The sequence below is a fragment of the Novosphingobium sp. UBA1939 genome (assembly GCF_002336885.1).
Taxonomy (GTDB): Bacteria; Pseudomonadota; Alphaproteobacteria; order Sphingomonadales; family Sphingomonadaceae; genus Novosphingobium.
Genome location: NZ_DDFB01000027.1, coordinates 1 through 26,997, shown reverse-complemented (window position 1 = coordinate 26,997; position 26,997 = coordinate 1). Strand labels below are relative to the sequence as shown.

At 63.2% G+C, this 26,997-nt stretch carries 24 protein-coding genes; 16 read left to right on the top strand and 8 right to left on the bottom strand.

Annotation, left to right across the window (positions count from 1 at the left end; translation table 11 throughout):
- The 5 genes from B3547_RS04570 (at position 1) to B3547_RS04550 (ending at position 5,706) form a co-directional block, all read left to right on the top strand.
- A complete protein-coding gene (locus B3547_RS04570) occupies positions 1-1,554 on the top strand; it encodes a hypothetical protein (RefSeq protein WP_292960634.1) in 1,554 nt (517 codons plus the stop codon).
- 457 nt (positions 1,555-2,011) lie between these two features.
- On the top strand, positions 2,012-3,244 hold the full coding sequence (locus B3547_RS04565) for an ATP-binding protein (RefSeq protein ID WP_292960632.1): 1,233 nt from the start codon (positions 2,012-2,014) through the stop codon (positions 3,242-3,244).
- Between the two features lie 25 nt (positions 3,245-3,269).
- Entirely contained in the window at positions 3,270-3,902 is a 633-nt protein-coding gene (locus tag B3547_RS22035) for a CatB-related O-acetyltransferase (protein ID WP_292960630.1), read from the top strand.
- Positions 3,902-4,789 carry a glycosyltransferase family 2 protein gene (locus B3547_RS04555; RefSeq protein ID WP_292960707.1) on the top strand — a complete coding sequence of 296 codons (888 nt, stop codon included), beginning with the start codon at positions 3,902-3,904 and terminating at the stop codon, positions 4,787-4,789. The genes B3547_RS22035 and B3547_RS04555 overlap by 1 nt, the downstream gene beginning before the upstream one ends.
- Complete coding sequence (locus B3547_RS04550) at positions 4,789-5,706, top strand: glycosyltransferase (protein WP_292960628.1); 918 nt, start codon at positions 4,789-4,791, stop codon at positions 5,704-5,706. Before B3547_RS04555 ends, B3547_RS04550 begins: the two co-directional genes overlap by 1 nt.
- 15 nt (positions 5,707-5,721) lie before the next feature.
- Here the strand turns inward: B3547_RS04550 and B3547_RS04545 are convergent, their stop codons facing one another.
- From B3547_RS04545 to B3547_RS04520, 6 genes are all read right to left on the bottom strand, one after another.
- Positions 5,722-6,468 (bottom strand): CpsD/CapB family tyrosine-protein kinase, encoded by a 747-nt coding sequence (locus B3547_RS04545; RefSeq protein ID WP_292960626.1) that lies wholly within the window; start codon positions 6,466-6,468, stop codon positions 5,722-5,724.
- Between the two features lie 63 nt (positions 6,469-6,531).
- Positions 6,532-7,866, bottom strand: a complete 1,335-nt coding sequence (locus B3547_RS04540; RefSeq protein WP_292960623.1) for a chain length determinant protein — start codon at positions 7,864-7,866, stop codon at positions 6,532-6,534.
- Between the two features lie 27 nt (positions 7,867-7,893).
- Positions 7,894-8,703 carry an SLBB domain-containing protein gene (locus tag B3547_RS04535; protein ID WP_292960621.1) on the bottom strand — a complete coding sequence of 270 codons (810 nt, stop codon included), beginning with the start codon at positions 8,701-8,703 and terminating at the stop codon, positions 7,894-7,896.
- Positions 8,704-8,722: 19 nt separating this feature from the next.
- On the bottom strand, positions 8,723-9,919 hold the full coding sequence (locus tag B3547_RS04530) for an outer membrane beta-barrel protein (protein ID WP_292960618.1): 1,197 nt from the start codon (positions 9,917-9,919) through the stop codon (positions 8,723-8,725).
- Positions 9,920-10,012: 93 nt separating this feature from the next.
- The gene (locus tag B3547_RS04525) at positions 10,013-11,236 is read right to left on the bottom strand and encodes a Coenzyme F420 hydrogenase/dehydrogenase, beta subunit C-terminal domain (protein WP_292960616.1); all 1,224 of its coding nucleotides are present in this window, start codon (positions 11,234-11,236) and stop codon (positions 10,013-10,015) included.
- Positions 11,233-12,900, bottom strand: a complete 1,668-nt coding sequence (locus B3547_RS04520; RefSeq protein ID WP_292960614.1) for a polysaccharide pyruvyl transferase family protein — start codon at positions 12,898-12,900, stop codon at positions 11,233-11,235. Before B3547_RS04520 ends, B3547_RS04525 begins: the two co-directional genes overlap by 4 nt.
- A 27-nt stretch (positions 12,901-12,927) precedes the next feature.
- On the opposite strand from B3547_RS04520, the gene welK reads away from it, so the two are divergent.
- The 5 genes from welK (at position 12,928) to B3547_RS04495 (ending at position 19,906) form a co-directional block, all read left to right on the top strand.
- Complete coding sequence (gene welK, locus B3547_RS04515; protein ID WP_292960612.1) at positions 12,928-13,989, top strand: beta-1,4-glucuronosyltransferase WelK; 1,062 nt, start codon at positions 12,928-12,930, stop codon at positions 13,987-13,989.
- 115 nt (positions 13,990-14,104) lie between these two features.
- Positions 14,105-14,932, top strand: coding sequence for a 2OG-Fe(II) oxygenase (locus B3547_RS04510; protein ID WP_292960610.1), 828 nt, complete (start codon positions 14,105-14,107; stop codon positions 14,930-14,932).
- Positions 14,933-15,082: 150 nt separating this feature from the next.
- Positions 15,083-16,507, top strand: a complete 1,425-nt coding sequence (locus B3547_RS04505) for an oligosaccharide flippase family protein (RefSeq protein WP_292960607.1) — start codon at positions 15,083-15,085, stop codon at positions 16,505-16,507.
- A gap of 154 nt (positions 16,508-16,661) precedes the next feature.
- Positions 16,662-17,744, top strand: a complete 1,083-nt coding sequence (locus B3547_RS04500; RefSeq protein ID WP_292960605.1) for an acyltransferase family protein — start codon at positions 16,662-16,664, stop codon at positions 17,742-17,744.
- Between the two features lie 191 nt (positions 17,745-17,935).
- A complete protein-coding gene (locus tag B3547_RS04495) occupies positions 17,936-19,906 on the top strand; it encodes a right-handed parallel beta-helix repeat-containing protein (RefSeq protein WP_292960603.1) in 1,971 nt (656 codons plus the stop codon).
- 57 nt (positions 19,907-19,963) lie between these two features.
- Here the strand turns inward: B3547_RS04495 and B3547_RS04490 are convergent, their stop codons facing one another.
- Positions 19,964-20,446, bottom strand: coding sequence for an acyltransferase (locus B3547_RS04490; RefSeq protein WP_292960602.1), 483 nt, complete (start codon positions 20,444-20,446; stop codon positions 19,964-19,966).
- Positions 20,447-20,631: 185 nt separating this feature from the next.
- On the opposite strand from B3547_RS04490, the gene B3547_RS04485 reads away from it, so the two are divergent.
- From B3547_RS04485 to B3547_RS04470, 4 genes are all read left to right on the top strand, one after another.
- Positions 20,632-20,940, top strand: coding sequence for an acyl carrier protein (locus B3547_RS04485; RefSeq protein WP_292960601.1), 309 nt, complete (start codon positions 20,632-20,634; stop codon positions 20,938-20,940).
- On the top strand, positions 20,937-22,139 hold the full coding sequence (locus B3547_RS04480) for a beta-ketoacyl-[acyl-carrier-protein] synthase family protein (RefSeq protein ID WP_292960600.1): 1,203 nt from the start codon (positions 20,937-20,939) through the stop codon (positions 22,137-22,139). The genes B3547_RS04485 and B3547_RS04480 overlap by 4 nt, the downstream gene beginning before the upstream one ends.
- A 66-nt stretch (positions 22,140-22,205) precedes the next feature.
- A complete protein-coding gene (locus B3547_RS04475) occupies positions 22,206-23,336 on the top strand; it encodes a glycosyltransferase family 4 protein (RefSeq protein ID WP_292960598.1) in 1,131 nt (376 codons plus the stop codon).
- Positions 23,337-23,539: 203 nt separating this feature from the next.
- Positions 23,540-23,671, top strand: a complete 132-nt coding sequence (locus B3547_RS04470; protein WP_292960597.1) for a hypothetical protein — start codon at positions 23,540-23,542, stop codon at positions 23,669-23,671.
- A 48-nt stretch (positions 23,672-23,719) separates the two neighbouring features.
- Here the strand turns inward: B3547_RS04470 and B3547_RS04465 are convergent, their stop codons facing one another.
- The gene (locus B3547_RS04465) at positions 23,720-25,090 is read right to left on the bottom strand and encodes an exopolysaccharide biosynthesis polyprenyl glycosylphosphotransferase (RefSeq protein ID WP_292960705.1); all 1,371 of its coding nucleotides are present in this window, start codon (positions 25,088-25,090) and stop codon (positions 23,720-23,722) included.
- Positions 25,091-25,581: 491 nt separating this feature from the next.
- On the opposite strand from B3547_RS04465, the gene B3547_RS04460 reads away from it, so the two are divergent.
- Together B3547_RS04460 and B3547_RS04455 are read left to right on the top strand one after the other, a co-directional pair.
- Positions 25,582-26,559 (top strand): RluA family pseudouridine synthase, encoded by a 978-nt coding sequence (locus B3547_RS04460; RefSeq protein WP_292960595.1) that lies wholly within the window; start codon positions 25,582-25,584, stop codon positions 26,557-26,559.
- Between the two features lie 121 nt (positions 26,560-26,680).
- Positions 26,681-26,997: sigma factor (locus tag B3547_RS04455; RefSeq protein ID WP_292960593.1), on the top strand; the 317-nt coding region annotated here is incomplete at its 3' end.

The following is a 26,997-nucleotide window of genomic DNA, read 5'->3' as shown; positions in this document are numbered from 1 at the left end:
GTGATAGCGCCGGCACCGGGCGCGTCTCCCACGACGTTCGCGCTGGCGCCGTCGGTGCAGTACCATCCCAACAGCCAGGCCGCGGCGCTGGACGGCAGCAGCCGCGTGACGGCCTGCCCGGACCTTGCCGGGCGGGCGGCGCTGTCCGGCATCAACTATTCGGGCGCGACTGTCGGCCCGGTGCAGATGGTGGACGGGCTGGGCCGCAAGTTCTGGCGGTTCCGGGGCGCGGACGCGGCGATCATCGGCAATGCGCTGACCAACCTTTCCGCGCGCGCGGTGGGCGTGTTCATGGTGGCGCGCGTCCACCTGCACAAGAACACCGCGAACTTCTTCAGCCCGCGCTATTCGGCCTATACCAGCGATGCCACCAACACGACCTATAGCGGCGGCAGCACGCTGCGGCAGGTGGTGACGGGCAGTTCCGCGCCGTGGCTCTATGGCGCGGGCATCGGCGCGTTCAACGATGCGACCAACGGCTACAAGGCCATTCCCGGCGCGCAGATGCAGGTGATGGGCGTGGCATCGCGCACGACCGCGAACGGCGGCCAGCGGCTCTACATCAACGCCGATTGCGTGGTGGTGGCGCAGTCGGGCGTCACCTCCACCGCCTGCACGGGCGGGATGATCGGCGGCGTGCCGGCGGCCTCGAACGCGATCACGCTGGGGTCAAACCAGTCGAACCTCGCGGGCGATTTCTTCGACCTCTACGAGTTCGCATTGTGGAATGCCTCGCTGACCAATGCCCAGGCCGATGCTATCGCGGCGGCGATGGTCGCGAACTACGCGATCCCGACTATCGACAGCCAACTCGTGCTGGAAGGCGACAGCATCACCAATGCTATCCCGACCGCGCTGGCGACCGACCCGACCAGCAGCGGCAACATGGCGATGATCCTGACCGAACCGGGGGCGTTGCAGGTGCCGGCATCGTGCCGCGTGATCCTGCGCGGGATTTCGGGCGCGCAGATCAGCGACCTCGTGACGCGGCGCGACGCCACCAACCCGATGTCCGCCGCGCTGATTCCGGGCGGGGCCGCGAAGAACATCCTGGCCGTGCAGATTGGCCGCAACAACGTTTCCGAAAGCAACGGCAAGCAGAACTCGACGCAGTATTATGCCTCGCTGGTCGCGCTCTACAACACGGCCTCGACGGGCTACGTGCAACGCGGGTGGAAGGTGGTGCATGTGGCCAATATCGCCGGGCCGGCCACAGCGGTAACGACTAACATACTTCCGGGCGAGGACACGATTCAGAAGCGGCTCGAAGCGATCCGCGTGCTGGTGGCGGACACCGTGAACCATGTGCCGAACCCGACGTTCCTCAACGATTGCCTGGCCGGCAGCGGGCAGGCCTATGACGGCGCGCTGACGGTGTTGCACCTCTACGACGTGACGGTGGGCGGCAGTACCGTGTTCAAGACAGCGACGGATGCCACGAACACCGGCGCCGGGTACTACGACAACGATCAGACGCACCTGCGCCTTGCCGGCCAGCAACTGATGGTGAGCGGGGGCGACACGCCGCAGTACGGCTATGCGTCGATTATCTGAGGGCGGTCATCGCGGGCAGGGGAGGCGCGGTGCGATGCAGCATCCTTCGCGGCAGGTCATCGCCGATTCGGAGAGGGTGGCGCCGGGACATGATATCCCGCCAGCCTGATCTTGCCGCTCTGGTGTGCTGCCTGGCATTAATGATCCCAAGTGGCACGGATATGGTCGTGGAGGTTGCCGCAGACGAAGCTGCGGGGTGAAACGTAAACCACACTATGCCGCCAAATCGTTCCAGTTTGATACTGCATTGCAACAAAAAACAATGCGATGGGGCATTTTAAGGTGCATCTTTTGTGGCGCGGAACCCTGCAATTCGTTTAGAAGGGGGGCGCAAGACATGGAGATTGATGTGGGCTGGTTTTCAAAACTCTTTTCCCGTGCGCGAGAAGATGAGGATCTGGATCAGCCGACCTTTTCCCTGATCGAAAGTGGCGGGAGCCGCACCAACATCGATCGCATGGCCAAATATCCCCGCTTTTCCGGTTCCGCGACGGACGAATTGCGCGGTTTTCGTGGCGGGCCAGAGGACCATATCCGGCTGAAGCTGCGCGATGCCTTCACGCCGGCGCAACCGGTTGCGGACGTCCGCCACCTTGCCGGGCGCACCACCGTGCTGCGGTCGCTGATCCGGTCGCTGGAGGATCAGCGGTTGCATGTGGTGCTCTATGGCGAGCGCGGCATCGGCAAGACGTCCCTGCTGCGGGCGCTAACGGAACTGGGACAAGAGGCGCAGTATCTGGTGCGCTATACCTCCTGTGGCGAGGAAAGCGATTTCAGCGCGCTGTTCCGGTCGGTCATCTCGACGATTCCCCTGCTCTATCATGCCGATCACGACCCGACGGACGAGGAGATCGAACAGGGCAAGTCGCTCGACAGTCTCCTGCCTTCGGGGCCGCTCAGCGCAAACCAGATCAGCGACCTTTTCGCGCGGCTTTCCGGCACGCGTATCCTGATCATCCTCGACGAATTCGACCGGAGTCCGAATAGCGGCTTCCGTCGCTCCGTGGCCGAACTGATCAAGAACCTTTCGGACCGTTCGATCCGCGTCCAGCTGTTGATCGCGGGCGTTGCCAGCAATCTCGCCGAACTGGTCGAGCATGTTCCGTCGATTCGCCGCAACATCTTTGGCCTGCGCGTGCCGGCCATGGAGGCGGACGAGATCCGCGAACTGATCGAGATCGGCGAGCATGCCAGCGGCATGGCCTTTGACGACAAGGCGATCCAGTTGATCACCTCGTTCTCCTGCGGTTCGCCCTACCTAGCCAGTCTGCTGGGGCAGCACGCGGGCATGGCCGCCTTGGACCGGGGGGTGAAGGAGGCCGGCGCATCCGACGTGGCCGAAGCGGTCCGCATCGCCGCCGACGAAATCGAGCAGCGGGTGTCCGAAAATTCGGTTGAAACGATCAACCGTGCTTTCGCCGAAGGCAAGGACTATGCTCTGGCGGCGCTGGCGCGGATCGCGATGGGGCATGGCGGCCGGTTGGATACCAAGAACGGCGACAATGCCGCCGAATGCGAACGGGCGGTCAAGGACGCCGGCCTGCCTTATGAACTGGTGGTGCCCGCAGGCAAGCCGGAGGATGGCCGTTACGAGTTCCGGGAAGAAGGGTTGCCCACCTATCTGTGGATGATGGTGGCGCGCGATCTGGTCAACGACCCCGCCAAGGCCGTGGCCAAGATCGGAAGCTGAGCGGCCGCGCCAGAGGGAAACCAGGATGGCTGGTCTTGTTGCGAAGCTGGTCGAACGCATTCGGCTGAAGCTGTGGAAACGCCGGCAGCATGACAATCTGGCGCTGCGGGCGTGGTTTCGCGACAGGCACCGGATCGATGTCGGCCTGCACAGCTATGGCTGTTTCGATCAGTGGCGCATGCCCGGCCCCATCCGGATCGGCCGGTATTGTTCGATCGCCAGCACGGTGCGTTCGGCGCCGATCAACCACCCGTTCGACGCGATGACGACGCATCCGGTGCTCTACGAACGCAAGTTCGGAGGCGTGGATCAGGATATCCACTGGGACGACGTTCTCGTAATCGAGGACGACGTGTGGATCGGCCACAACGTGATGATCCTGCCGGGCTGCAAGTTCGTGGGCCGGGGGGCGATCATCGGCGCTGGCGCGGTAGTGACGCGCGATGTGCCGGCTTACGCGGTTGTCGCCGGCAATCCCGCGCGCAAGCTGCGCGACCGGTTCCAGCCGGACCTGATTGCCGCGCTGGAGGAAAGCCGCTGGTGGGAACTGGAGCCGGCGGACTTGCGCGCGCTGATCGGCGGCGATCGCGATCTGGTCTATCACCCGACGGCGGAGAGCGTGCGTGCCTGGACGGCAAGCCGGGGCCGGCAGGCGTGATGGAGGAGCAGGCGGGAAAGCCACCCACGATCAGCGTGATCGTGCCGCACTATCAGGATCTGGAGCGGCTCGACCTGTGCCTTTCCGCGCTGATGGCGCAGCAATGCGATCAGGATTTTGAAGTCGTGGTGTCCGACAATGCCTCTCCCTGCGGCGAGGCGGCTGTAGCCGGGGTTATCGCGGGCCGCGCGCGGCTGACCATCGCCGCAGAGAAGGGGGCCGGGCCGACACGCAACGCCGGCGTGGCCGCTTCGCGTGGAGCGGTGCTGGCTTTCACCGACAGCGATTGCATCCCCGATCCGGGCTGGCTTGCGGCCGGTATGGCGATGCTGGAATCCTGCGATTTCGCCGGAGGGAAGATGATCGTCCTGGTGCCTGACGCCGCGCGGATGAACGGGGTGGAAGCGTTCGAGAGCGTCTTCGCCTTCAATAACCGCCGCTATGTCGAACAGGAAGGCTTTACCGTCACGGCCAACCTCTTTTGCCCGCGCGCGGTTTTCGAGCGGGTAGGGGGCTTCCGCACCGGCCTGTCGGAAGATCTCGAATGGTGCCATCGCGCCACGGCGGCCGGCTATCGCATCGGTTATGCCGAAAGCGCGGTGGTGGGCCATCCCGCGCGCGCCGACTGGGCGGACCTCGTCGGCAAGTGGCGGCGGATCAATGCCGAAACCTTCGGGTTGTTCCTGAACCGTCGCCGGGGCAGGGTGCGGTGGGCGATCCGCAACCTGGGCCTGCCGCTGTCCGTGCTGGCCCATGCGCCCGTAGTGATGCGCAGCGACGCCATTTCCGGACTGTCCAACCGCGCGCGCGCGCTGGGAACGCTGGCGCGCCTGCGGCTGTGGCGGATGGGCGATGCCTACAGGCTGCTGTTGCGGAGGCCGAACTGATGCATGTGGCCATCGCCATCGTCGCCTTTCGCAATGCGGACGAGATCGCCGGCTGCCTGGCAGGGCTGGCCACGTCGACGCATTGCGATTTCGAAGTGGTCATCTGCGAGAACGGCGGAGCTGACGCTTATCGCGCGCTGGTGGACGCGCTTCCCGCCAGCTTGCCGGGTGGGCAACCCGTCACGGTAATCCAGGCGCCGGGCAACCTCGGCTATGCTGGTGGCGTGAACGTTTGCATCCGGGCGCGGCCCGATGCCGATGCCTGGTGGGTGGTCAATCCCGATACGGTGCCCGATTCCGGGGCGCTGGCGGCGCTGGTGGCAAGGCTGGCACGGGGAGACTGCGCCGCCGCCGGGGGCGTGCTGCACGATCCGCGCGGGCGTATTCAGGCCTATGGCGGCCGGTGGCGCGCGCTGATGGCACGGGCGGAATCGATCGGCAGCGGCGCATCGCTGACCGATCGGCCGGACGCTGCGGCGATCGAAGCCCGGATGAACTATCTGCTGGGCGCCTCGATGCTGATCGGACGGCGGTTCGTCGATGCTGTCGGGCTGATGCGCGAGGACTATTTCCTCTACGCGGAGGAAATCGAGTGGTGCCTGCGCGGCGTGGCGGCGGGGCTGAAGCTGGGATTCGCGCCCGATGCGCGGGTCTGCCACGATCAGGGAAGTACCACCGGATCGAACGACGCGCACCGTACCCGTCCGCGCATGCCGATCTACCTCGACGAACGCAACAAGCTCAATGTCGTGCGCGATACCACGCCGGCCAAGCTGCCGGTGGCGGCGCTGGCTTCGTTCGTCCTGGCGTTCCTGCGCTATGGCCGGCGCGGCGCCTGGCGCCAGTGGGGATATGCCATGGCCGGCTGGTCGGCCGGCTTGCGCAACCAGAGAGGTTTCCCTCCCTGGATGCGATGAGGCGGGGACAGGCCGTCAGAAGTCGTTCAGCACGGTGCCGACGACATTGACCTTGTCCGACTTCATTTCCTCGATGAGCGTGGCCACGTCCGAAACGTAGGTCTTGTCCTTGCGCGCCACTATGATGCAGTAGCGCACGACCGAGGCGATGCGGCGGCCGTCGGCGTTGTTGTTGCTTGCCGGCGTATCGATGATCGTCACTTCGAATTCGCGCATGCACAGGTCGAGCAGTGACTTGAAGCGCTGGCCCGAGAGCAGTTCCTGCGCGCGCCGTTCGCTCTGGCCGGCATAGATCAGCGACAGCGAAGGCAGCACGTTTTCCTGGATGATATCGCCGAAGCTCACGTCGGGATCGGCCAGGCAATCGCGCAGCGTGGGCACATCGTGCGAGGGGGCGATCATCTTGTGCACGGCCGGCGAGCGCATGTCGGCGTCGATCAGCAGCGTCTTGATTCCGGCCCTTGCCAGCGACACGGCAAGGTTCACCGACATGAAGGTGGAGCCGCTCTTCGAGTTGGGCGCGCAGAGCGCAAGCCCGCGCCGGCCCACCCGGACGTGGTGGGCGAGCAAGTGCGTCCGCAGCGCCGCAATCGCTTCGGCTTCGGGGCTGGTCGGGTCCGAAAGGACCACGATCTTGTCCGATACCTTGAATTGGGCGGCGCTGGAGGATTGCTGCTCCTGGCCGTTTTCGGCGGAGGGGCTCTCCGCCTCTTCCTTCACCGAAGTCTCGATGCCTTCGCCTGTGCTGTAGGTATCGTTCATAGCGCTGCTGTCTTCTCTGTGACCGGTGGGAGGCGGCGTAATGTCTTCCTGCGGTGCCATATGTCAGGCGGCCTTTCGACCCAGCCAGCCAAACCAGCGGAATGGTTGCTGTTCCTCTTCCGCCTTCGTTTCATGCACGATGCGGCCGATGACCGGCACGTCACCGGTGACAAGGTCATCGATGCTGCGAACGCGGCGCTTGCTGAGTTCCGCGCCGATCGCGCCGACAAGGCCAAGGCCGATGCCCGCACCGATCGCGCCGAGCAGGATCAGGCCGACCTTGGGCGAAACCGGGCTGTCCGGCGCGACGGCGCTGCCCAGCAGGGTCAGCCCGCTTTCGCGCGAGGCGGCTTCGAGGCTGAGGTCGCCGGCGCGCGCCATCGTCTTGTTGTACTGATCGCGCAGCACGTCCACACGCGCCTGGATCTTGCGCAGTTCATCGATCTTGTCGCGCTGCGCAAGCACCTTGGCCTGCTGGCTCGCGACCTGGCTCGTAAGCGAAGGCCCGGTAGCCGATCCGGCCCGCGCGGCGGCAAGAGCCGCGCTGCGTTCCTGCGCGGCCGCCGAGGCAAGCGCGGCGCGCTGCTGACGAAGCGCCACGATCTGCGGGTGGTTGGGGCCAAGGTTGGAGGAAAGCGTCGAAATCTGGGCATCTACCTGCGCGAGCTGGGCGGCCGAAGGGCTGGAAATCGCGGCTGCCGGCATGCTGGCGGTTTGCAGCGGCACCTGATTGGACAGGGCCTTCAGGCGTTCCGAATCCGGATCGCTGTAATCGTTCTGCAGGACCACGCCGCTTTTCTTCTCGAAAGACGACTTTTCCTGTTCGACGCTGGTGAGTTCCTGCGCGACCTTGTTTGCCTGCTGGCGGAACCATTCGGCGTTGCGCGCCGCGCCTTCCTGGCGGAAGGCGATGCTCTGTTCGACGTAGGAGGTGCGGATGAGGTCGGCAATCCGGCGGGCCTCTTCGGGCGTACCCGCCTTGTACGTGATTTCCATGATGTTGCTGCCGGGCAGCGGCTGCGCTTCGGTATTCTCGATGATCCCATCGGCCAGCCAGCGGCGCAGATCGACCTGCCCCTCAGACCCGCTGGCCTTGTAGTCGGCGATCTTGGCGGGGTCTTTGGTCCATCCCAGCGCATCGACCACCTGGCCCGCGACACGGTAGTCGGTGATCAGTTCCGATTGCGTGGCGATATAGGCGCGGGCGAAGTTGGTCGACAGCACCTGCTGCGTGACCGGGTCCGGTTTCACCAGGTCGAGCAGCACGCGGGAGTGCGCTTCATACTTGACCGGGAGAATGGCGATGGCGAGCGCGGCGATGAGCAGGCAGCCCAGCACCGATCCGACAAGAAGCATCCGTCGCGCCAGAAGGATGCGAAGAAGCTGGACAAAACTCATATCATTCTCCCGGACGAAGCCGTTTCCTTAGAAGAAGCGCTCGCCGACCTCGATCACGTCGCCGATCTGGATCGGGGCATCGAGATCATAGTGCTTCAGTTCCTTGCCGTCGCGAATGACCTTGACCTTCTTGTTCGACCCGAGCTGGGTGAGGCCGCCCGCCACGGCAAGCGCCTTGCGCAGGGTGAGGCCGTCATCGACCGCATAGTTGCCCGGCCGCGAGATCTGGCCGGAAATGTAGAAAGTCTGCGCTGTCGGCACGAACAGCTTGTCGCCCGGCGCGACCAGCGGGTCCTCGTCCGGGCCGCCAATGGCGATCTTGCTGATGTCGAGCGACAGTTCCTTGCCATCGGCGCGGCGCAGCTTCAGCAGCTTGGCGCCCGAAGTCTTCACGCCACCCACGCGCGCCAGGATATCGGAAACGCGGTAGGCGCGGTCGATCGGGACCATGCCGGGCTGGGAAACCTCGCCCAGCACGACGACATAGCGGCTTGCATAGTTGACGATCGTCACGTTGATCGCCGGATTGGTATAGTAACCGCCCTTTTTCAGGGCCTGCCCGATCATGTCCCGCAATTGCAGGACGGAGGTGCCGCCGGCGTGAACGGTGCCGACCAGCGGCAACTGGATCGTGCCGTCGGTCTGGATCTGGACACGGGCGGGGCCTTGCGTGTCACCCACGACGACAACCTCGATGATATCACCGGTGCCCAGGATGTAGCCCTCTGTCATCAGCGCCCCCGGCGCCATCGGCGCCTGCTGCGCGAGCACGGGCGAAGCGCCCATCGCGGCTGCGGCCGTGGCGGCAAGCACCTGTTTCAGCAGAGAAGCATTCATGCGGGTTCTCCAGAAAGTCTCAGAACTGCGTGGCAATCGTCACGCTGGTCCGGAAGCTGTTATAATCGTAGAAGTTAACGTTGGCATTCCGCCTCGTATATCCGCCGTCAAGAATCAGGCTGAACCGGCCAATGGGTTCGATGTGGAGCGCGCCAACGATGCTGTCGGTCTTGTCGTTGTTGATCGGGATCGACGTTGCCGTGCTGCTGTAGTTGAAGTCACGCGCCATGTGGGTGCCAGTGAGGGTCAGCGTCATCAGCCGGTTGAGGACATAGGCGGCGCGCAGTTCATACTCTTCCTGCACGATGTAGTCGACGTTGAAGCCCAGCGACGGATCGACATTGCGCGAAGCGGTGGCGTCGATGCTGAGCCGTTCGCTGGCGCGCAGGTTGAGGCCGAGTTCCCAGGTCACGCCGTTGAACGATTTCGTCGCGGGTGTGCCGCGCCGTTCGACGTCGGTATAGGCGACCTGCGCGTGGCCGCTGAGGCGGGCGCCGATGTTACGTTCGAAGCGGACGCCACCGAACCTGGCGCGGAGCTTCGGTGCGCCGAAATAGTTGACGCCATCGCGGTTCGGGAAATTGATGTCACGCTGTGCGCCGAACAGGCGAATCTCGCCGATCGAAGGCTGGGTGTAGAGTATGCCGCCGCCATAGGTGACCGAATTGGCGTCCGACCCCTTGCGCCGGTCTGAACTGTTGCGGGCGTTCGAGTACGCGATCGTGCCGAAGGGCTTGAAGCCCACTGGGGCGCCACAGGCGACAAGACCTTCCACGTGGAAAATCGATTCGGTGTTCTTGGTGGTCAGCGCTGTCCCCACGGTCAGGACGTTGAGATCGGCCAGATCGCTCTGCCGCCGGGCATAACCGCCGGTCACGTTCGCGCCGCAAGGCCCGACCTGCGATCCGAGACCGCCGGTCAGGTCGATGCGCTCGCGGTTGAGGATGGTGTTGCGGGCATGGAAATCGTAGCCGGCCGATCCCACGAGCGAGACGTAGCTGGTGCCGAAGGGCTTGTAGATGTCCGCCGAAACCAGCGGAGTCATCTTGAAATCGCTCTTTTCAAGCCCGCGCTGGGCAATGGCGGCATCGCTCGCCCGGGCGATGTTGGTGTCGTAGAGGCCCTTGGCGGAAACCGACAGGATCACGTGCGGCGCCTGCTGCTGCTGTGGCAGCACCGACTGCGCATAAGCCGGAGCCGCCACGAGTGCGGGCATGATCAGAGCCAGCTTAACGACATTTATCTTTGCCATAGGTCCCCCAGTATTTCCCGGTCCATGCCGCCCACGAGTGATGAAATGACTTTACCATCATTTCCGTTTCTGGACGATCCGCCGTAACATACCTAAAAAATTCCGAATTTGTTCGCCGAATTTTGCCGTGCGTGCCGCTTTGGCAACGTCCAGCCCCTCCATCTCGGGTACGGGATGCCCGAACACCCGGCACGAAGCCGTGCGCGCGACGACCAGGCGCTTCCGGCGCGCCTGTGCCGGCTGCATCAGATCGATCTCCCCGATGGCGAGCGGCGCGCAGGCGAGCGCACCCGCGGCCAGCGCGCTTGCCATCATCGCATCGCCCGTTTCGGTGCGGCTGATGATCAGGCTGCGGCCGTCCTGTTCGTCGAACGAGGGATAGCCGTGCTCGTCACCGTACCAGGCATCGGCGCAGGCGATATCGGCCACGCCGCCTACCGCATCGGGGCAGATCTTGCAGCGGAACTGGACTTCCTTGGACAGGTGCGCGCCCCAGCTGTCGGCATAGCTCATTTCCCGGACCGTGCCGTTCGCGGTTTCCGCCCGAGCCATGCCCGGCCAGCCGTTGCCGCGATAGCGGAAGCTCGCGAGGTCTTGCGGAGAGAGGCCCATGGCGCGCACGACGCGGTCCGCGCCATCGTGGCTCGGCAATCCCCCGCAGAAGAAGGAGAGCTTCAGCGGGAAGCGCTCATCCACGCGCGGATCGAGTGTGGCAAGCTGGCGCAGCGCCGAAATGTCGCAGGGCTTGCCGACAAAGGCGGTGCGCCGGTTACCGGCCAGCGCTTCCTCGATTCGGCTCAGGGGCGATGAAGCGGCATAGCGCGAACCCGCGTTGCGGATCACTTCCTCACGGGTGAACGACCACTGCAACCGGTTGCGCGTCGGGTGTTCATCCGCTGGGGCGATGTGGAGCACGCTGTCGACCACACCGCTTTCCAGCGCGTGGACCAGCAAGGCCGAAATGACCCCGCCCGATGAACCCGCGAAGCGTACTGCCGGATCGAGCGCGTGGCCGGTCAGTACCTGCCGCCACGGCCCCCAGGAGATGTCCTGGTGCGGCGCGCCCTGCCAGGGTGCGATTTTCGCCCCCGGGCAACTGTGCGCGATCAGTTGCTCCTGCCTGTCGGACAGGGAGGCCGACTGAACCGGACGGCTGTATCCCGGCGCGCTGGTGCCCATCGTGACCGCGTTCGGGGCCACCCCCGCGCACAGGCCGCAGCCGCTGCACAGTTCTCCCTTCAGCACGCGCTGCAAAGTGGGGGAGGCGGAAGAAACAGTCATGCCCTTGGTTCGAAGCCCCGTTTGCGTGCCGCCTGGATGAATACATCTTCCAACGCCGCCCGATAGACGTCGAGAAGCGCATCGACTTTCTTCATGCCGTTGGCTGCTGCTGCCCCAAGTTCATTGCGCTTGTCGATACCGTTAAGCACGAATTCGACAGCCGCTTCTTCCCCGATACCCTTCACGGGGAGCACGTGATCGTATCCGAGCAGCCCGAACAGGCCGCTGAATTTGCGGCTATAGGCGACCGGAACGACGGGCGTGCCGGCGGAAAACGCGCCGATACAGGCATGCATCCGGCCGGCGACGAGGAAATCGAGGCTGGAAATATAGCTCTTGGCTTCGGACGGCCCCCGGAACTCCGGCACCCGGATCGCTTCGGGGAACTCCTTTATCAGGCGGTCGGCCAGACGGCCGTCGTCATCGGTCGGGTCCGCCTTGCTGGTGGCATGCGGCACCAGATGCACTTCGACATCGTCACGCATGCAAAGCTGGGTGAGCAAGCCGCGCGTGAAGCGGGCGTAGTCATAATCGAGGCCGAAGCGGTTGGCGCCGGTTTCCGCCTGGTGGAACAGCAGGCCGGATGCGTTGACGCCGACCCGGATCTTCGCGCCGCCGCGTTCGTTCGAGCGATCGTCGAAAGGCAGGACGAAGGCGACATCGACCGACAACCGGCTGGGGGCGGAGGGCGCCATCTGCCGGGTCACGTCCAGCGATTGCTGATCGCGGGCCAGGACCGCCGTGCTGCGCCGCATCGCATTTGCAGCAAGCATCTTGTAGAGCGCACCGGTGAACGGGCCGATGGTCTGTGGCGAGAGCACCAGCGGCACCTTGCGGGCGATCGCCATCATCTTGGTCAGCCACAGGAAGCCGAAACGCTTCGGGCCGTAGATGTCGGCAAAGCTGTCGCCCGCGCCGATGTCGAGAACGCAATCGACCGCGGCAACGGCCCGCCAGAAGCCACCGGGGGACAGCAAGGCCCTGCTGTCGATGACGAAGATATCGACCTCACCTTCCAGCAGGGCGGGCGCATCGCCATCGCGCATGCTCATGACCGTGAACTGCGGGGCAAGGCCCAGCTTTGCCGCGACCTGTCGGACCAGCGCGATATTGCCGAGCGTCAACGCGCCGACGCCAAGATTGCCCGAACTGACCGAATGCCACAGCAAGCCCACGCGGATCGGGTACCTGGCTCCGTCGCGTGATCCGGTCGGCCCATCCTGCGGATCGGTCTGCATCATGTCCTTCACACTCGGCACATCCTTAGTTCTGGCCACGATCATCCCGCGAAGCGGGCGCAATTGCTGCATTTGCGCTTGGATTGATGCTGCGACCGCTATATCGAAGCGCGGCCAAGATACAATCGAGACAAGGGCCGGTTGGCGGCGGCTTGTCCCATTTTGAGGACGTCTTGGGTAAAAAGCGTGAAAATGTCCTTGAATTGGTGTTTGAGATTCGCCCATGGATATAACGGGTTGTGAAGTGCTGCAATGCGGCAATTCAAGCCCAACGGCCACGTTCCGAGGTGCCCCGGCGATCAGGGCCTGACGGTTACGAAAGGGCCTGCCGTTGCAGTGCGGTGATTGCATGATTTGTGCGGCGACTTTGGGTGCGTGTTCGTAAGGGGGATGTTCCCCGCTCGTGGAAAGGCCGGGCCATTTCATGATCCATGTTAGCAAAAGGCCAGGTGTGTGCGGATCGGTTTGGTAGGATCGGGCGGCGGCCATGTTCGCCAGTTACTCGACCTGGAGGGGCTCTGGGGCGATACCGACTATTTCTTCGTGACCGAAGATACCGCGCTGACGCGCGACATTGCTGCAAAGCACAGGACGCATTTCGTGCCGCACGTCGCGCTGGGGCAGGCGCGGCTGGGCAAGCCCTTTCGCATGGCCCTGGCCGGGGTCCGCAGCTTGTGGACTTCGCTCGGCATCGTCTGGCGTGAACGCCCGGATGCCGTGATCACGACCGGGGCGGGATCGTGCTACTTCACGGTGCTGTTCGCGCGCCTGCTGGGGGCCAGGATCGTCCTGATCGATTCGTTCGCCCGATTCAGCGGGCCATCGGCCTTCGCGCGCATCGCCACGCGGCTGGCGCATGTCCGCATCGCGCAATCGCAGCAGTCGGCGGACAGATGGCCTGGCGCGCGCGTGTTCGACCCCTTCCGCTTTCTGGATAAGGTTCGCCCGGCGAAGGAACCGCTGGTCTTCGCCACCGTCGGCGCGACTCTGCCCTTCGATCGGCTGGTCAGGCTGGTTGATCAGGCCAAGCGCGACGGTCTTTTGCCGGAGAACGTCATCCTGCAGACCGGCATCGGAGGAACCGAGCCGATCGGCGATGGCATCACCGACGTGCGCGAGACGCTGGATTTCGAGGACGTGAAGCAGATCCTGCAGCGCGCCGACATCGTCATCTGTCACGGCGGCACGGGCTCCATCATCACCGCGCTTCGCGAAGGCTGCCGCGTTATCGTGATTCCCCGCATCTTCAAGCGGGGCGAGCACTACGATGATCACCAGTGGGAGATCGCGCAGGCCTTCGCCGACCGGGGTATCGTGACGATGGTGGGGGAAGACGATGACATCGCGACGGCGATCGCGGCCGCACGGCAGCTTGACCCGGTCTGCGCGACGCTTGATCCCAGCGCCCTCATGGCCGAACTGCGATCGCTGTTCGATCAGTGGAAGACGGAAATTCCTGCTGGCGGGCGTACCCGGCGCGCGCAGGAGCCACTTCCCGCCGAGCAAAGATCATGACGGGCGCCCCATGTTGCGCTAGCGTCATGGGCGATCGTTCACGCCATTTCGCGATTCCCGCCAACGCTTGATACACGCGGCCGGTGGAGTGCCGGTCGGAAAAGGAATGCCGAGCATGGAAGACCAGATGGTACGCGAAAAGCCCTTCCTCCGGCTCGACCGGGACGACGGTTTCTTCGAGTTCGACAAGGAGCAGTGCAAGGAACTGGGCGCGTCGCTGCACGACCAGTACGCCGCCAACACGCCCTTTCCGCATATCGTCATCGATAACTTCCTGGATGCGGACATCCTCCGCCGGGTGGCTGCGGAGTTTCCGGGGCGGGAGGATGGCCGCTTTTCGGACGACTTCTCCAAGCTCAAGACGGGCTACACCCTTTCGCAGATCCGCAGCGCCTATATCCAGGATCTGTTGAATGCATTGAATTCACTGTATTTTCTGAACTTTCTCTCGAAAATGACGGGTATCAAGGGGCTGGTGTCGGACCCGTACTTTCTGGGGGGCGGCCTTCATGAAACCGCGCGGGGCGGGCATCTGAGCGTCCATGCCGATTTCAACGTTCATCCGCACACCAAGATGCTCCGGCGGCTCAACCTGATCCTGTTCCTGAACGAGGATTGGGAGGAGGAATTCGGCGGGGCGCTGGAACTTTGGGACCGTGACATGAAGGCCTGCCAGAAATCGGTTCTGCCGGTGATGGGGCGGGCGGTCGTGTTCAATACGGATTCGACCAGCTATCACGGTCATCCCGATCCGCTGACCTGCCCCGATACCCGCTTCCGCCGCTCGATCGCGCTCTACTACTACACGGCAGCCTCGTCGGCCGCGGTGTTGCCGCATACCACGTTGTTCAAGGCGCGCGCGGGCACCAGCGACAAACAGCCCAGCTTCAATGAACGGGTGGTTCAGCGCCTTCGCCGTGCGCTCCGTTTCCGGATCGGATAGGCGGGCGCGGCGGGGATCCCTGTTACCGCTTCCGCATTCCGCAATAGCCCGACAGGACCGGCATCCCCCCGCATCGACCTTTAGAATGCTTCTCCATCCGATGGGACTGACATGAGCGACGTATCTGCCCAGGCCCATCGGCGCACTGGCATGAAGGTCTTTTTTGCGGGAACCATGACGGCGCAGGTCTGCGCGCTGCTGCGCTATGTCGTGCTGGCCCGCATTCTCGGGCCGGACCAACTTGGCCTTGCCGCGATCCTGATCCTGACGTCGCAGTTCCTGGACCTGCTGACCGAGGGCGGGATCACCTACTACCTGATCCAGAGCAAGGATGGCGACGAACCGCAGGTCCAGTCGATGATCCAACTGGTCAATATCCTGCGTTGCTCTTTCATGAGCGCGACGCTGCTGGTGATCGCGCAGCCCGTCGCCGATTTCTATGGCCGGCAGGAACTGGTCCACGGCGTGCGCATGCTCAGCATCGCGCCGTTCCTGCTGGGCTTCATGCATTACGACGTTCGCCGCCTGCAGCGCTACAACCGGTTCGCGCCCGAAGGGTGGATGCTGATGTTCTCGGAAGCGTTGTCGCTCGCGGGTTCGGCAGCCGCCGCCTTCATCCTGCGCGATTCCACGGCGGTTGCCTACGGTCTTGCCGCCCGCTCGCTGGTGATCGTGATCGTATCGCATGTCGTGGCCGAAAGGCGCTATTCCGTCAGTTTCGTGCGGGAATCCTGGCAATCGCTCAGCAAGTTCAGTTGGCCGCTCGTCATCAACGGCGTGTTGCTGTTCGTGTGCATGCAGGGCGACCGGCTGTTCATCGGCAAGCAGCTCGGTGCAAGGGAACTGGGCCACTATGCCGCGATCCTGCTGCTGATCTACTATCCGACGGGGATACTGACGCGGCTGATCAATTCGATGCACATGCCCAACATCGCGCAGGCGCGCGAGGATACCGCCCTGCTCAACAACCGGGTGGACCTGCTGGCCGGGCACTATCTTCTGCTCGGCATATCCATGCTGATCGGTTTCGCGGCGTTGATGCCATTCATGGTGCCGCTGCTCTATGGACGGGAATTCGCGCAGTCCGTCTATATCATCGCGATGATCGGTTTCCTGCAGATAGCGCGGTTCCTGCGCGGATGGCCCACGGCGTTCGCTCTGGCCACGGGGCGCAGCGATCAGGTGCTGACCAACAATATCGTCAGGCTGATCGCTTTTCCGCTGGCACTGGCGGGCCAGATCGTCCTGACCGGGCTGGACGGCATCCTCATCGGGTTCACGGTCGGGGAGATCCTGGCTTTCGCGATGGCGACCTTCATGGTCGACCGCAGCAGCCATCGCGGGGCACGGGGGGACCTCCTGCTGATCCTGGCCTTCATCGCGTGCGGCGTTGCCGTGACAGCGGGCGGGATGGCGGTCGACCATGGCCAACTGTTGCAAGCCAGCGCCCTGATCGTCGTGGCTCTGCTCTCCGCTGGCTGGATCGCCTTGCGCCAGCGTGCCGCGATCGAGCAGGCGCTGGTGCTGGCCGTAGGCGCGCTCCGCCGCTTCTCGAAGCGGTCGATCGCGGGGTGAACGGCTGTGGCATTCTGAAACAGCGCGAAAATTGTTCTCCGCGCGCGTGTATTTGACATAGCCTGTTCTTGCCGTCCGCAATAACGAGGGCATCGGCATTTATCCAGGAGGGCCGGGCTGGCCATCTTTTTCGGGGGTGGGCATGGAAGCGGCAATGGCGATCGATGACGTGTCCGCGGCGAAGAAGCAGCGGTTTGTCGTGCTGGATGCCCTGCGGGGGGCAGCGGCGATGATGGTGCTGATCCTGCACACCGCCTTCATCTTCCCGTCCGCATCGCTGGCAGTCGACTTTTTCTTCATGCTCAGCGGCTTCGTGCTGGCGCATGGCTATGGCGACCGGTTGCGGGACGGGCATGACCGGAAGCAGTTCGTGATCGCGCGGCTGATCCGTCTGTGGCCGCTGTACCTGCTGGGGTGCGCCATTGCCCTGCCGGCCTGCGCGGGCATGGCCCTGTTCCACTGGTCGTTCTGGAACTTCAAGGTGTTGTTGCTGGCGACGGTGACGGCGCCATTCTTCATACTGCTGCCCTATGATGTCTTTTCGATCCCGCTCAATCCGCCGGGCTGGTCGCTGAGCTTCGAACTCATGGCGAACGCGGTGTTCCTGTTCGTGGGCACGCGCCTGCGCTGGGCGGTTGGCATGACGGTGGCGTGGGCTGCCCTGCTGGTGTGGGCCGTCTATCTCTATCACGGCGGATCGACCGGCTGGACGAGCTTCTGGGGCTCGTTTCCGCGCGTGTTCTTCGCCTTCTTCTGCGGGGTATTGCTCTACCGGGCCTGGCAGGGGCAGTGGCTCCCGCGCATCTCCGTGGCGCCTTGGATGATCATACTGGCATTGATCGCCATCTGTGCCTGGGACCCGCCGAAGCATCGCATCTACTATGCGGTGGTGCTGCTGGTATTGAATCCCATGCTCATCTGGCTTGGTGCGTGCAGTACCGCCAGGGGGGCGCTCGAACGGGTGTGCGTGCTGTTCGGCGATCTTTCCTATGGCGTCTATGTGCTGCACGTGCCGATCATCATGGTGGTCGAGGGGCTGCGTTTCCTGCTGATCAGCGGCAATGCGGCCACTTATGTACCTACGGGAGCGACGTGGTGGCTGACGCAACCCATCGCGCTGGGCGTGGCCTATGTGCTGACCTACCGCTTCGACGCCCCCGTCCGGCGGGCGCTCGCCCGGCGTTTCCTCGCGCGCGGAGCCACGAAACCGTCGGTGCCCGTGTCCGGAGCGGCATAGCTGGCAGTATTGGCAAGGATAGTATTCCCCTGAAATCGTGGCCAGCTGCCCGCGGCCGCCGTCCCGCATGCTGAATCGGCCAATAACCATTGATCAAAAGCCGATTCACATAAATCTGCCGTAAAATGACCTCGAAAATCAGAATTCAATAGGAGGGGCGGGCCTGAGCATTGGATTCATGGGGGTCGAAAATGACGGTTTTTACTGTAGATTCGGTTGATCAGTTAAGCAGTGCTCTCAAGATTGCTGTGGCAGGAGATGAGGTCAAGCTTAAATCAGGAGAATATTCCGGTATAAAGATCAGCGGTATGAATTTCGGATCCGGTATTTCCATAAGTTCAGCGGATTCTGAAAATCCCGCAAAGATTGTCAGCTTTTCAATCAAGAGCAGTAGCGGTATTTCGTTCAGTGACGTGGAAATGACGCCCAAGACGGATGGCGGCAATTATTCCCTTTCTGTAAACGCGTCGAACAACATAAGTTTCGATCACGTCAAGGTTTCGGGGCCGGAGGGAAGTGCTGGCTACGATATCACTCCGTTCATCATCCGGAACAGTACCAACGTCTCGGTAACGAATTCTGAATTCACGCACCTGTGGCACGGCATAAATCTGCTCGATAACACGGGGGTTACGGTTGGCGACAACTATTTCCATGACATCCGCACCGACGGCGTGCGGGGTGGTGGAAATTCGGACATGACCATCAACAACAACTATTTCACCGATTTTCATCCGATCGCTGGAGATCACCCGGATGCGATCCAGCTTTGGACCGGCAATACGACCGCGTCCGCGCATGACATCGTCATCAGTGACAACGTCGTCTATGCGGGCACCGGCGAAGCCATTCAAGGCATCTTCGTGCGCGACCAGGTCGGCTCGCTTCCATACCAGAATGTGACCGTCACCGGGAACGTTGTGGTGGGCGGACTGGGCAACGGGATTGCCCTCGATCATATTGCGGGAGGCACGGTCAACGGCAATCTGGTTGCCGGCTTGGGAGACAGCACGTCGTGGCTTCGTGTTCAGAACAGCAGCGACGTGACGGTCAGCGATAATAGCGCAACGACCTACAACATGGACGATGCCAGCAACACGCATGTTCTAAGCCACGACAATGCGCAACTCGCTCCCATTTACGACGGCGGCGTTGCCTTTGCCGAAAAATACGGCGATCACATCGCATCGCTGATCCCCGGCGGATGGCTGACGGCTGACGATCTCGTCAGCGCGACCTCGGCGCAATACGCCGCCAAGCTGGCTGCTCTTCCACCGGTCACGATCATTGCGGGCACCGACGGCAACGACCGGCTGACGGTCACCAACATCGGCGATTGCGAAGTGCAGGGTGGCGCGGGCAATGACACGCTCACCGGTGGACTTGGCCACAACACGCTCGTCGGGGGCATCGGCGATGACACCTACTATGTGAAGGGTGCCGGCGATGTCGTGGTCGAAGGCGTCGATGGCGGCAACGACGCGGTCTATGCCTCGATCGACTATACCCTGACCGCCAACGTCGAGACGCTGCGCATGACTGGCGAGGGGCTGACCGGCACCGGCAACGAACTGGATAACCGCATTATCGGCAGCAACGGTATCGATCATCTCTATGGCATGGGCGGCAACGACGTAATCCAGGGGCAGGATGGCGATGATGTGATCTATGGCGGTGACGGGGACGACACGATCCGGGGAGACGATGGCAACGACACGCTGTTCGGCGATGACGGGAACGACAAGCTCTATGGTGGTGCTGGAAACGACGTCATCAACGGAGGCGCGGGCAACGACACGATCGAGGGTGGTGCCGGCGTCGACATTTTGACGGGCGGCGCGGGCAAGGACGTGTTCATTTTCCGCGCGGGCGATCTGGATGGCACCTCCAAGGCGAACCCGGAGATCATCACCGACTTCTCGAAGGCGGATGGCGAACGCATCAACCTGTCGAACATCGATGCCAAGATCGCCACGGCCGCCGATGATCCGTTCACCTTCATCGGCACCAAGGCGTTCTCGGGCAAGGCCGGTGAACTTCACTACGAGGTGCAGGACGGCCACGCCTTCGTGTCCGGCGACGTCAACGGGGACGGCATCGCGGATTTCACGATCAAATTGCTGGGCGTGACTTCGCTCGCGGCGGGCGATTTCGTGCTCTAGTCCGGGTTTCCGGAAAATGACGGGGCCGGCGCGCGGATGCGCGCTCCGGCCCCGTTTTCATGTTTGCCCGTGCTGCGCGGCTTCGTAGGCGGCACGATCGGCGCGGGACATGCCGGCGGACAGGAAACGGCCATAGGGGCCAACCTCGATGTCGCTGCGGATCACCGTTGCCGGATTGCCGGCGACGATCGATCGCGGCGGCACGTCACGCGTCACCACCGCGCCGGCGGCGACAATGGAGCCGTCTCCGATGGTCACGCCAGGCATGATCAGGCTGCGCGCGCCGATGAAGCAATAACGGCCGATCGCGGTATCCAGATAGAGGCCCCGCGTCATGTCGTGGCACAGGATCGTCGCGCCGAAGGCGATGTACGAGCGTTCGCCGATGCGGACGCCGCGCGGATGCGTCTTGTCGAGCTTGGCCGTCATCGAAATGCGGGCCGTGGGATCGATCCGCATCTTCCAGACGCGGTTGAGATACAGAATGCGCAACTGAATGATCCTGCGCTGCAGGCCCAGGAGGTTGTTGAGGCTGGACATGGGTATCTACCGTCCTCGCGTCACGATCATTGCAGTTCCAATTCTTACAATATGCCTGCCATCCCACATGCTATTTCCTATGGTGACCGAACCGTAAACGATAGTGAAACTTGTCGTGCTGTAGACTGTTTTATATGATGTAAAACAGTGCTGGACCGTTTGCAGCATCATAGCGTAACAGTTTTTTGCAGTTGCTCAATCCAGTGTGCGGCTGCGAGCGCACGGGGGGTGTTCAGATGTCCACGTTGGAAAAGATCAAGCAGATCGTTGGAAAGCAACTGGGCCGTGACCCGGGGGAGTTCGACGAGAGCACCAATCTGCTCGAAGCCGGTTATGAGTCGCTTGACGTCATCGAAACCGTGTTCGCGGTAGAGGAGGAGTTCGACATCAGCATCGAATTCAACGCGAACGATGAATCCGCTGCGCAGTTCGAAACAATCGGGGATATCGTGCGCTCGGTGGATGCAGAAGTCGCCAAAAAAGGTGGCAATTGAAGCGCGTAGCCATCACCGGCCTGGGCGCGGTATCGGCCGCGGGGCCTGATGCCGCATCCACCTGGGCGGCCGTTCGCGCGGGCGAAAGCGCGATCCGCCCCTTGCAACTGGAGCGTCGGGAATACGTCAACTGTCCGATCGCGGCGCAGGCGCTGGATTTCGATCCGGCCAATTACTTTTCCTCGAAGGAAATCGTGCCGCTCGACCGCTTCTCCCAGTTCTCGGTGGTCGCCGCGCGCGAGGCGCTGGCTGATTCGGGGCTGGATACGGCGGAAGACGCAGTGCGCCATGCCCCCACCATCGTCGGGATCGGCGTCGGCGGCCTCTGCACGCTCGATGACGCATTCTATCGCGTGTATCACGAGAACGTGCGGCGCGTGCATCCGTTCGTCGTGCCACGACTGATGTGCAACGCCGCGGCAAGCCAGGTGTCGATGCATCTGGGACTCCACGGCCTGACCTATGCCGTGGCGAGCGCCTGCGCCTCGGGCACGCACGCGATCGGGCAGGCGTTCAACCTCGTCCGCTCGGGCATGAACAAGGTTGCCTTCGCCGGCGGTTCGGAAGCCTGCATCGCGGTGGGCACGATTATCGGCTGGGAGGCGTTGCGGGTACTTTCCAACGACACCTGCCGCCCGTTTTCAAGGAACCGCAGTGGCCTTGTTCTGGGGGAAGGCGCGGCGATGCTGGTGCTGGAGGAATGGGATCACGCGGTCGCGCGCGGAGCCACCATCCACGCCGAAGTGCTGGGCTTCGGCGGCAACGCCGATGCTGGTGACCTGACCTCTCCCGATCCGGCGAGCGCGGGCGCGGCGATGGCCATGGCCATCCGCGATGCGGGTCTGCAGCCTGTCGATATCGGCTACATCAACGCCCACGGCACCGGCACGATGATGAACGACAAGGTGGAAAGCGGCGCGATCCGCGATGTGTTCGACGGCAAGCCACCGCCTGTCTCTTCGTCGAAGGCGGTGCTTGGCCACAGCCTTGGCGCGACCGGCGCGCTGGAAGCCCTGGTTTGCGCCAAAGCGCTTCACGAACAGCTTGTGCCACCGACCGCCAATTGCGATGAGCCCGATGAATCGCTTGGCGTGGACATGGTCCCGGAAGGTGCGCGGAAGACGAGCTTTTCGGCGGCGATGTCGAACAGTTTTGCGTTTGGCGGGCTTAACGCCGTGCTCGTAATGGGACGCGCCTGATCGCCGGGCCTTGCCAGATCGCCGTGCATCTGCGCAGGACGGCTCGAGTGGGAGTGGAGTAGCGGCGTGCGTATTGCCTATGTCTCGCTCTCGACCCCATTCTCGCGTGCTTCGTGGAGCGGCATCCCTTGGTACAGCCTGCGCGAGGTGCAGCGGCGTTTCCCCGACACGCATGTCATCGATACGCCTGGTTCCGACAAGCTGGTCGATCGCATCGCGACGATCGAACGCTTCGGCATGAACGTGCGGCGGAACAACCTGATTGCGCAGTATTACAGCCAAGCGATCAATGAACAACTGGAGCGGTTGCAGCCGGACGCTGTGATTGCCGTCGCCGCGGCGCACAAGATTGCCTACCTCGATCGCAAGTGGCCGCTGATCTACGTGGCCGATGCGATGTACGGCACGGTCGTCCACTATTACGACAAGTATGCGCGCAACGGTACGCGCTGGAAGGCCAAGGGCGATGCGCTCCAGCGCTCGCTGCTGGAGCGTACCGATCGCATCCTGCTGGGGTCGACCTGGGCGGTCGAGGCGGCGAAGCAGTATTATGACCTGCCGGCGGAACTGATGGCGGTGGCGCCGATGGGGGCCAATCTGGACAGCGATCCCGGGTTCGAGCCTCCCGCGCTGGATCGTCCGCTTTCTCTGTTGTTCGTGGGCTATAACTGGGACCGCAAGGGCGGGCCGCTTATTCTGGACATCTGGCGCGAACTGCGCCGCCGCACGGGCAACGCGGAACTGCATATCGTGGGGGCGCGACCCAAGGCGGCGGATGGGCTGGATGGCGTGATCCTGCACGGCCGGCTGAACAAGACGGATCCCGGCCAGTACGAGACCTTCCTCTCGCTCTACCGCGATGCGCATTTCTTCATCATGCCCAGCCGGCAGGAAGCCTATGGCATTGTCTACTGCGAAGCGGCGGCTTTCGGTCGCCCGGCGATCGCGGCGCAGACGGGGGGCGTGGGAACGATCGTCGGCGACGACAGGACGGGCCTGCTGTTCCCGCTGGAAGCCACGCCGGCCGACTATGCGGACCGTATCCTTGCGCTATGGTCGCAGCCGGAAGCCTATGTGGCGATGTGCCGCGCCGCGCGGAAGAACTACGAGGTCAACCTCAACTGGCATAGCTGGGGCGGTATCGTCGAGAACGCGGTGCGCGAAGCGGTTGCCAAAAGGCTGACTGCGGCCGGTTGAGGGCAGGCAGCGACGGTTAGAGCAGGTTGCGCCGATCCGGCCATGCCCGCATTCGGTGGCAAAGAGCCGGTTTTTCACCATAAAAAAGCATGATATTCGCGTTTCGGCGAGCAAAATGGCGCCTTCACCCCTTGCGAGCCGCGATTTTACACAGCATAATTAACTGTAATAATAATGACGTGTTTGGGAAAGGTCGCTGAAGGATGGCCCCTGATTGTCATGATACCTACCCGGTAGAAGACTGGGTTCGCGGTCGTGCGATCCTGGCCATGCTGTTCGGGCTTGGACTGGGCGTGGCGTTCTGGATCACGCTTTACGTGTTCCTTGCGGGCTGATCGGCGCCGGCGAGCTGCCTAGGTAGGCAGCGATCCAAATGCTTGCCGTCAATAGGCATTCTGGTGCAGGACGACGCTGACGGTCCGGATCAGGATCACGATGTCGCGCCACAGCGTCCAGTTGTGCAGGTATTCCAGATCGGACTGAAGCCTGTTCACAAGGTCCGCCTTGCGCTCCGTCGCCCCGCGATAGCCGCGAACCTGCGCTAGCCCGGTGAGGCCAGGCTTGATCGCGTGGCGATGCCAGTAGCGTTCGTCGATGTGCCAGAACAGCAGGTTCTCCGCTCTCGATCCCAGCGCATGGGGGCGCGGCCCCACGATGCTCATGTCGCCTTTCAGCACGTTGATCAGCTGCGGCATCTCGTCGATGCTCGTGGCGCGGATGAAGCGGCCGAAGGGCGTGACGCGGTTGTCGTTGCGGCTCGCCGAAAGCGTGCCCTTCGCGTCGGAACTGGCCACGTGCATGCTTCTGAACTTCAGGATATGGAACAGCCGGTTGGACCGGCCCACCCGCGTCTGCACGAAGAACACCGGCCCACGGTCTTGCAGGTAGATCGCCAGAGCCACCAGCACGAGCAGCGGGGCGAGCAGGAACAGGACGGTGCCGGCCACGGTGATGTCGAACAGCCGCTTGATGATGCGGTCCTTGAGGCCAAGCGGCCCGCGCGAGACGATCAGCGTGGGGACGCCGTTGTGGCGGGCGATCCCGATCGGCGAGAGTTCCGACATTTCGGGCGCGATGACCTCGCCCTGCACGTTGGCCCCCTTGAGCGTCAGCGCCCAGACCTGGCGCCTTTCCGGCGGGCATTGCACGATCACCCGGTCCGCATACTGGATGACTTCGGCGAAGCGGTCGTAAATCGCGGGGCTCAGGCGGGAAGGGTCGAACACGTCGCTCGATTCCATCACGATCGTGCAATTGGCGGAGGGCATCGATGGCGCCGGAACGCCATCGCAGACCACCACGATCTCGTAAGGTTCACCGCCGACCAGGGCGCTGGAATGCCTGACGAAGGCGTAGCGCACCACCATCAGGAAAAAGCCCGACATCATCACGCCGGCAAAGAAGGTGGCGCGCGACCAGCCGTCACTGGCCTTGAGGAAGAAGGCGACCAGCATGATCGTCGACGTGGCCAACGCCAGCGCGTTGATGCCGCGCCCCATCGCTGTCCAGCGTTCATGAACGATCGCGGGAGAATAGGCGCGGATCAGCAAGGCCGTGGCCACGTATAGGGGGAGCAGCATGATCAGCTGGTCCATCCACTGCCCGTTGCCATGATGCAGCACATGGATCTGGCCGGCGATCAGGAATCCCGCCGAAATGGCGATGACGTCGCCGAGCAGCATGAGAAGATACATGCGCAGGCGCAGGAGGGATTTGGACGTCGACCGGCGGCTTTCCGCCGCGGCAGACGCCATCACATGCCAAGCTTGCACTTCCTCCATCGCCAACCCCGGACACCTTAGAATGTGATAGCAATCTGGCTTCGTATCGCCTGCTTTTGATAGCGCAGTTATGCAGTGCGGCATACCGTCGAGATTTTACACTTGTCCCAAAATTGTATCGTTGCAACCGGATATTCGGCTCAAATTGTAAAATCGTCGTCTCGATTGTTGCTTTGCAAGATAATCGGGCCTTGCAGCATTCCCGCAGCGAAAGGGCTGGATACTTCGCAAAACGGACCCTTTCGAAGCGGGGCGCGACCGATCGTGCCATGTTTGTGTTGCGATGCGGTAGCCGGGGTGGTGCGTCCCCCTTTCGGACGACCGCTCCCGCTTTCTCCGTTCTGGCCGTCGCGCTGAGCGTTGCGCGCTGCGGCTGTTTTCCCTTCCTGGCGATCCCAAACTCTCTTCGGGCACTTGGGTTCCAGGTTCTTGCTCTTGCCTGAACAATCCCCATATCCGCCGGCATGGGGGGAACCGAAGAGATCATCGCGGGCGTGTTCCAAACCGGTGGGCTGCGGCTTGACCGGGCGCTGGCGGATGCATCGGGCCTCTCGCGCGAGCGGATCAAGGCGCTGATCGAGGAGGGCAGGGTCGAAGTGGCCGGCCGCGTGGCGGCGCAGGCCTCGTCCAAGCCCGGTCCGGGTGTGCCGTTCTCCATTCGCGTGCCCGAAGCGGCGCCGGCCGAGGCGGTGGCCCAGGATATTCCGCTGGCGGTCGTTTACGAAGATGCCGACCTGATCGTGATCGACAAGCCTGCGGGGCTCGTCGTCCATCCCGCGGCGGGCAACCCCGATGGCACGCTGGTCAACGCCCTGCTGCACCATTGCCGGGGACAGCTTTCGGGCATCGGCGGCGTCGCGCGGCCGGGGATCGTCCATCGCATCGACAAGGATACCTCCGGCCTGTTGGTCGTGGCCAAGACGGATGTCGCGCACGAAGGGCTGGCCCGGCAGTTTGCCGACCATTCGATCACGCGCGCCTATCGCTGCGTCACCGCCGGGCGGCCACTGCCACCGGCGGGAACGATCCGCGGCGCGATCGGCCGGTCCAGCCACGATCGCAAGAAGATGGCGCTGGTCGAGGAAGGCCGGGGCAAGCACGCGGTGACGCATTACCGCTCGCTGGCGCCTCTGGACGAGGCGGCGCTGGTCGAATGCCGGCTCGAGACGGGGCGGACGCACCAGGTGCGTGTTCACCTTGCGTCAATCGGCCATCCGCTATTGGGCGATCCTGTATATGGACGCACGCCCTCCCGGCTTCGGCCGCTTCTTTCCCGGCTCGGTTTCCGCCGTCAGGCGCTGCACGCGGCCGAGCTTGGATTCCTTCACCCGGTCGGCGGCCAGCCGCTCCACTTCGCCAGCCCGACGCCCGTCGATATGCGGGAACTGATCGTCGAATTGTGCGTTGAGGGGCAGAATGCCGTGGCTATGTCCAATCTGTAGCATTAGCATCCACTGGTATAATAGATATCAACCCGCGAAGATTCCATGTGTGGTCCCACCGTCGAACGCCCATTAGGGGTTCAGGCACTGGGGTTCCGACGCGAAGAAAGGAAGTGTTCAGGTGAGTGAACAGAAGAACGCGCTGTCCGTCCCCTCGTTGAACGGGGAAGCCAGCCTCAACCGCTATCTGGCGGAAATCCGCAAGTTCCCGGTGCTGACCGCCGAGCAGGAATACATGCTCGCGAAGCGCTATCAGGAACATCAGGACCCGCAGGCCGCCGCCCAGCTCGTCACCAGCCACCTCCGGCTCGTGGCCAAGATCGCGATGGGCTATCGCGGCTATGGCCTGCCGGTCAGCGAGCTGATTTCCGAAGGGAATATCGGCCTGATGCAGGGCGTGAAGAAGTTCGAGCCGGATCGCGGCTTCCGCCTCGCCAC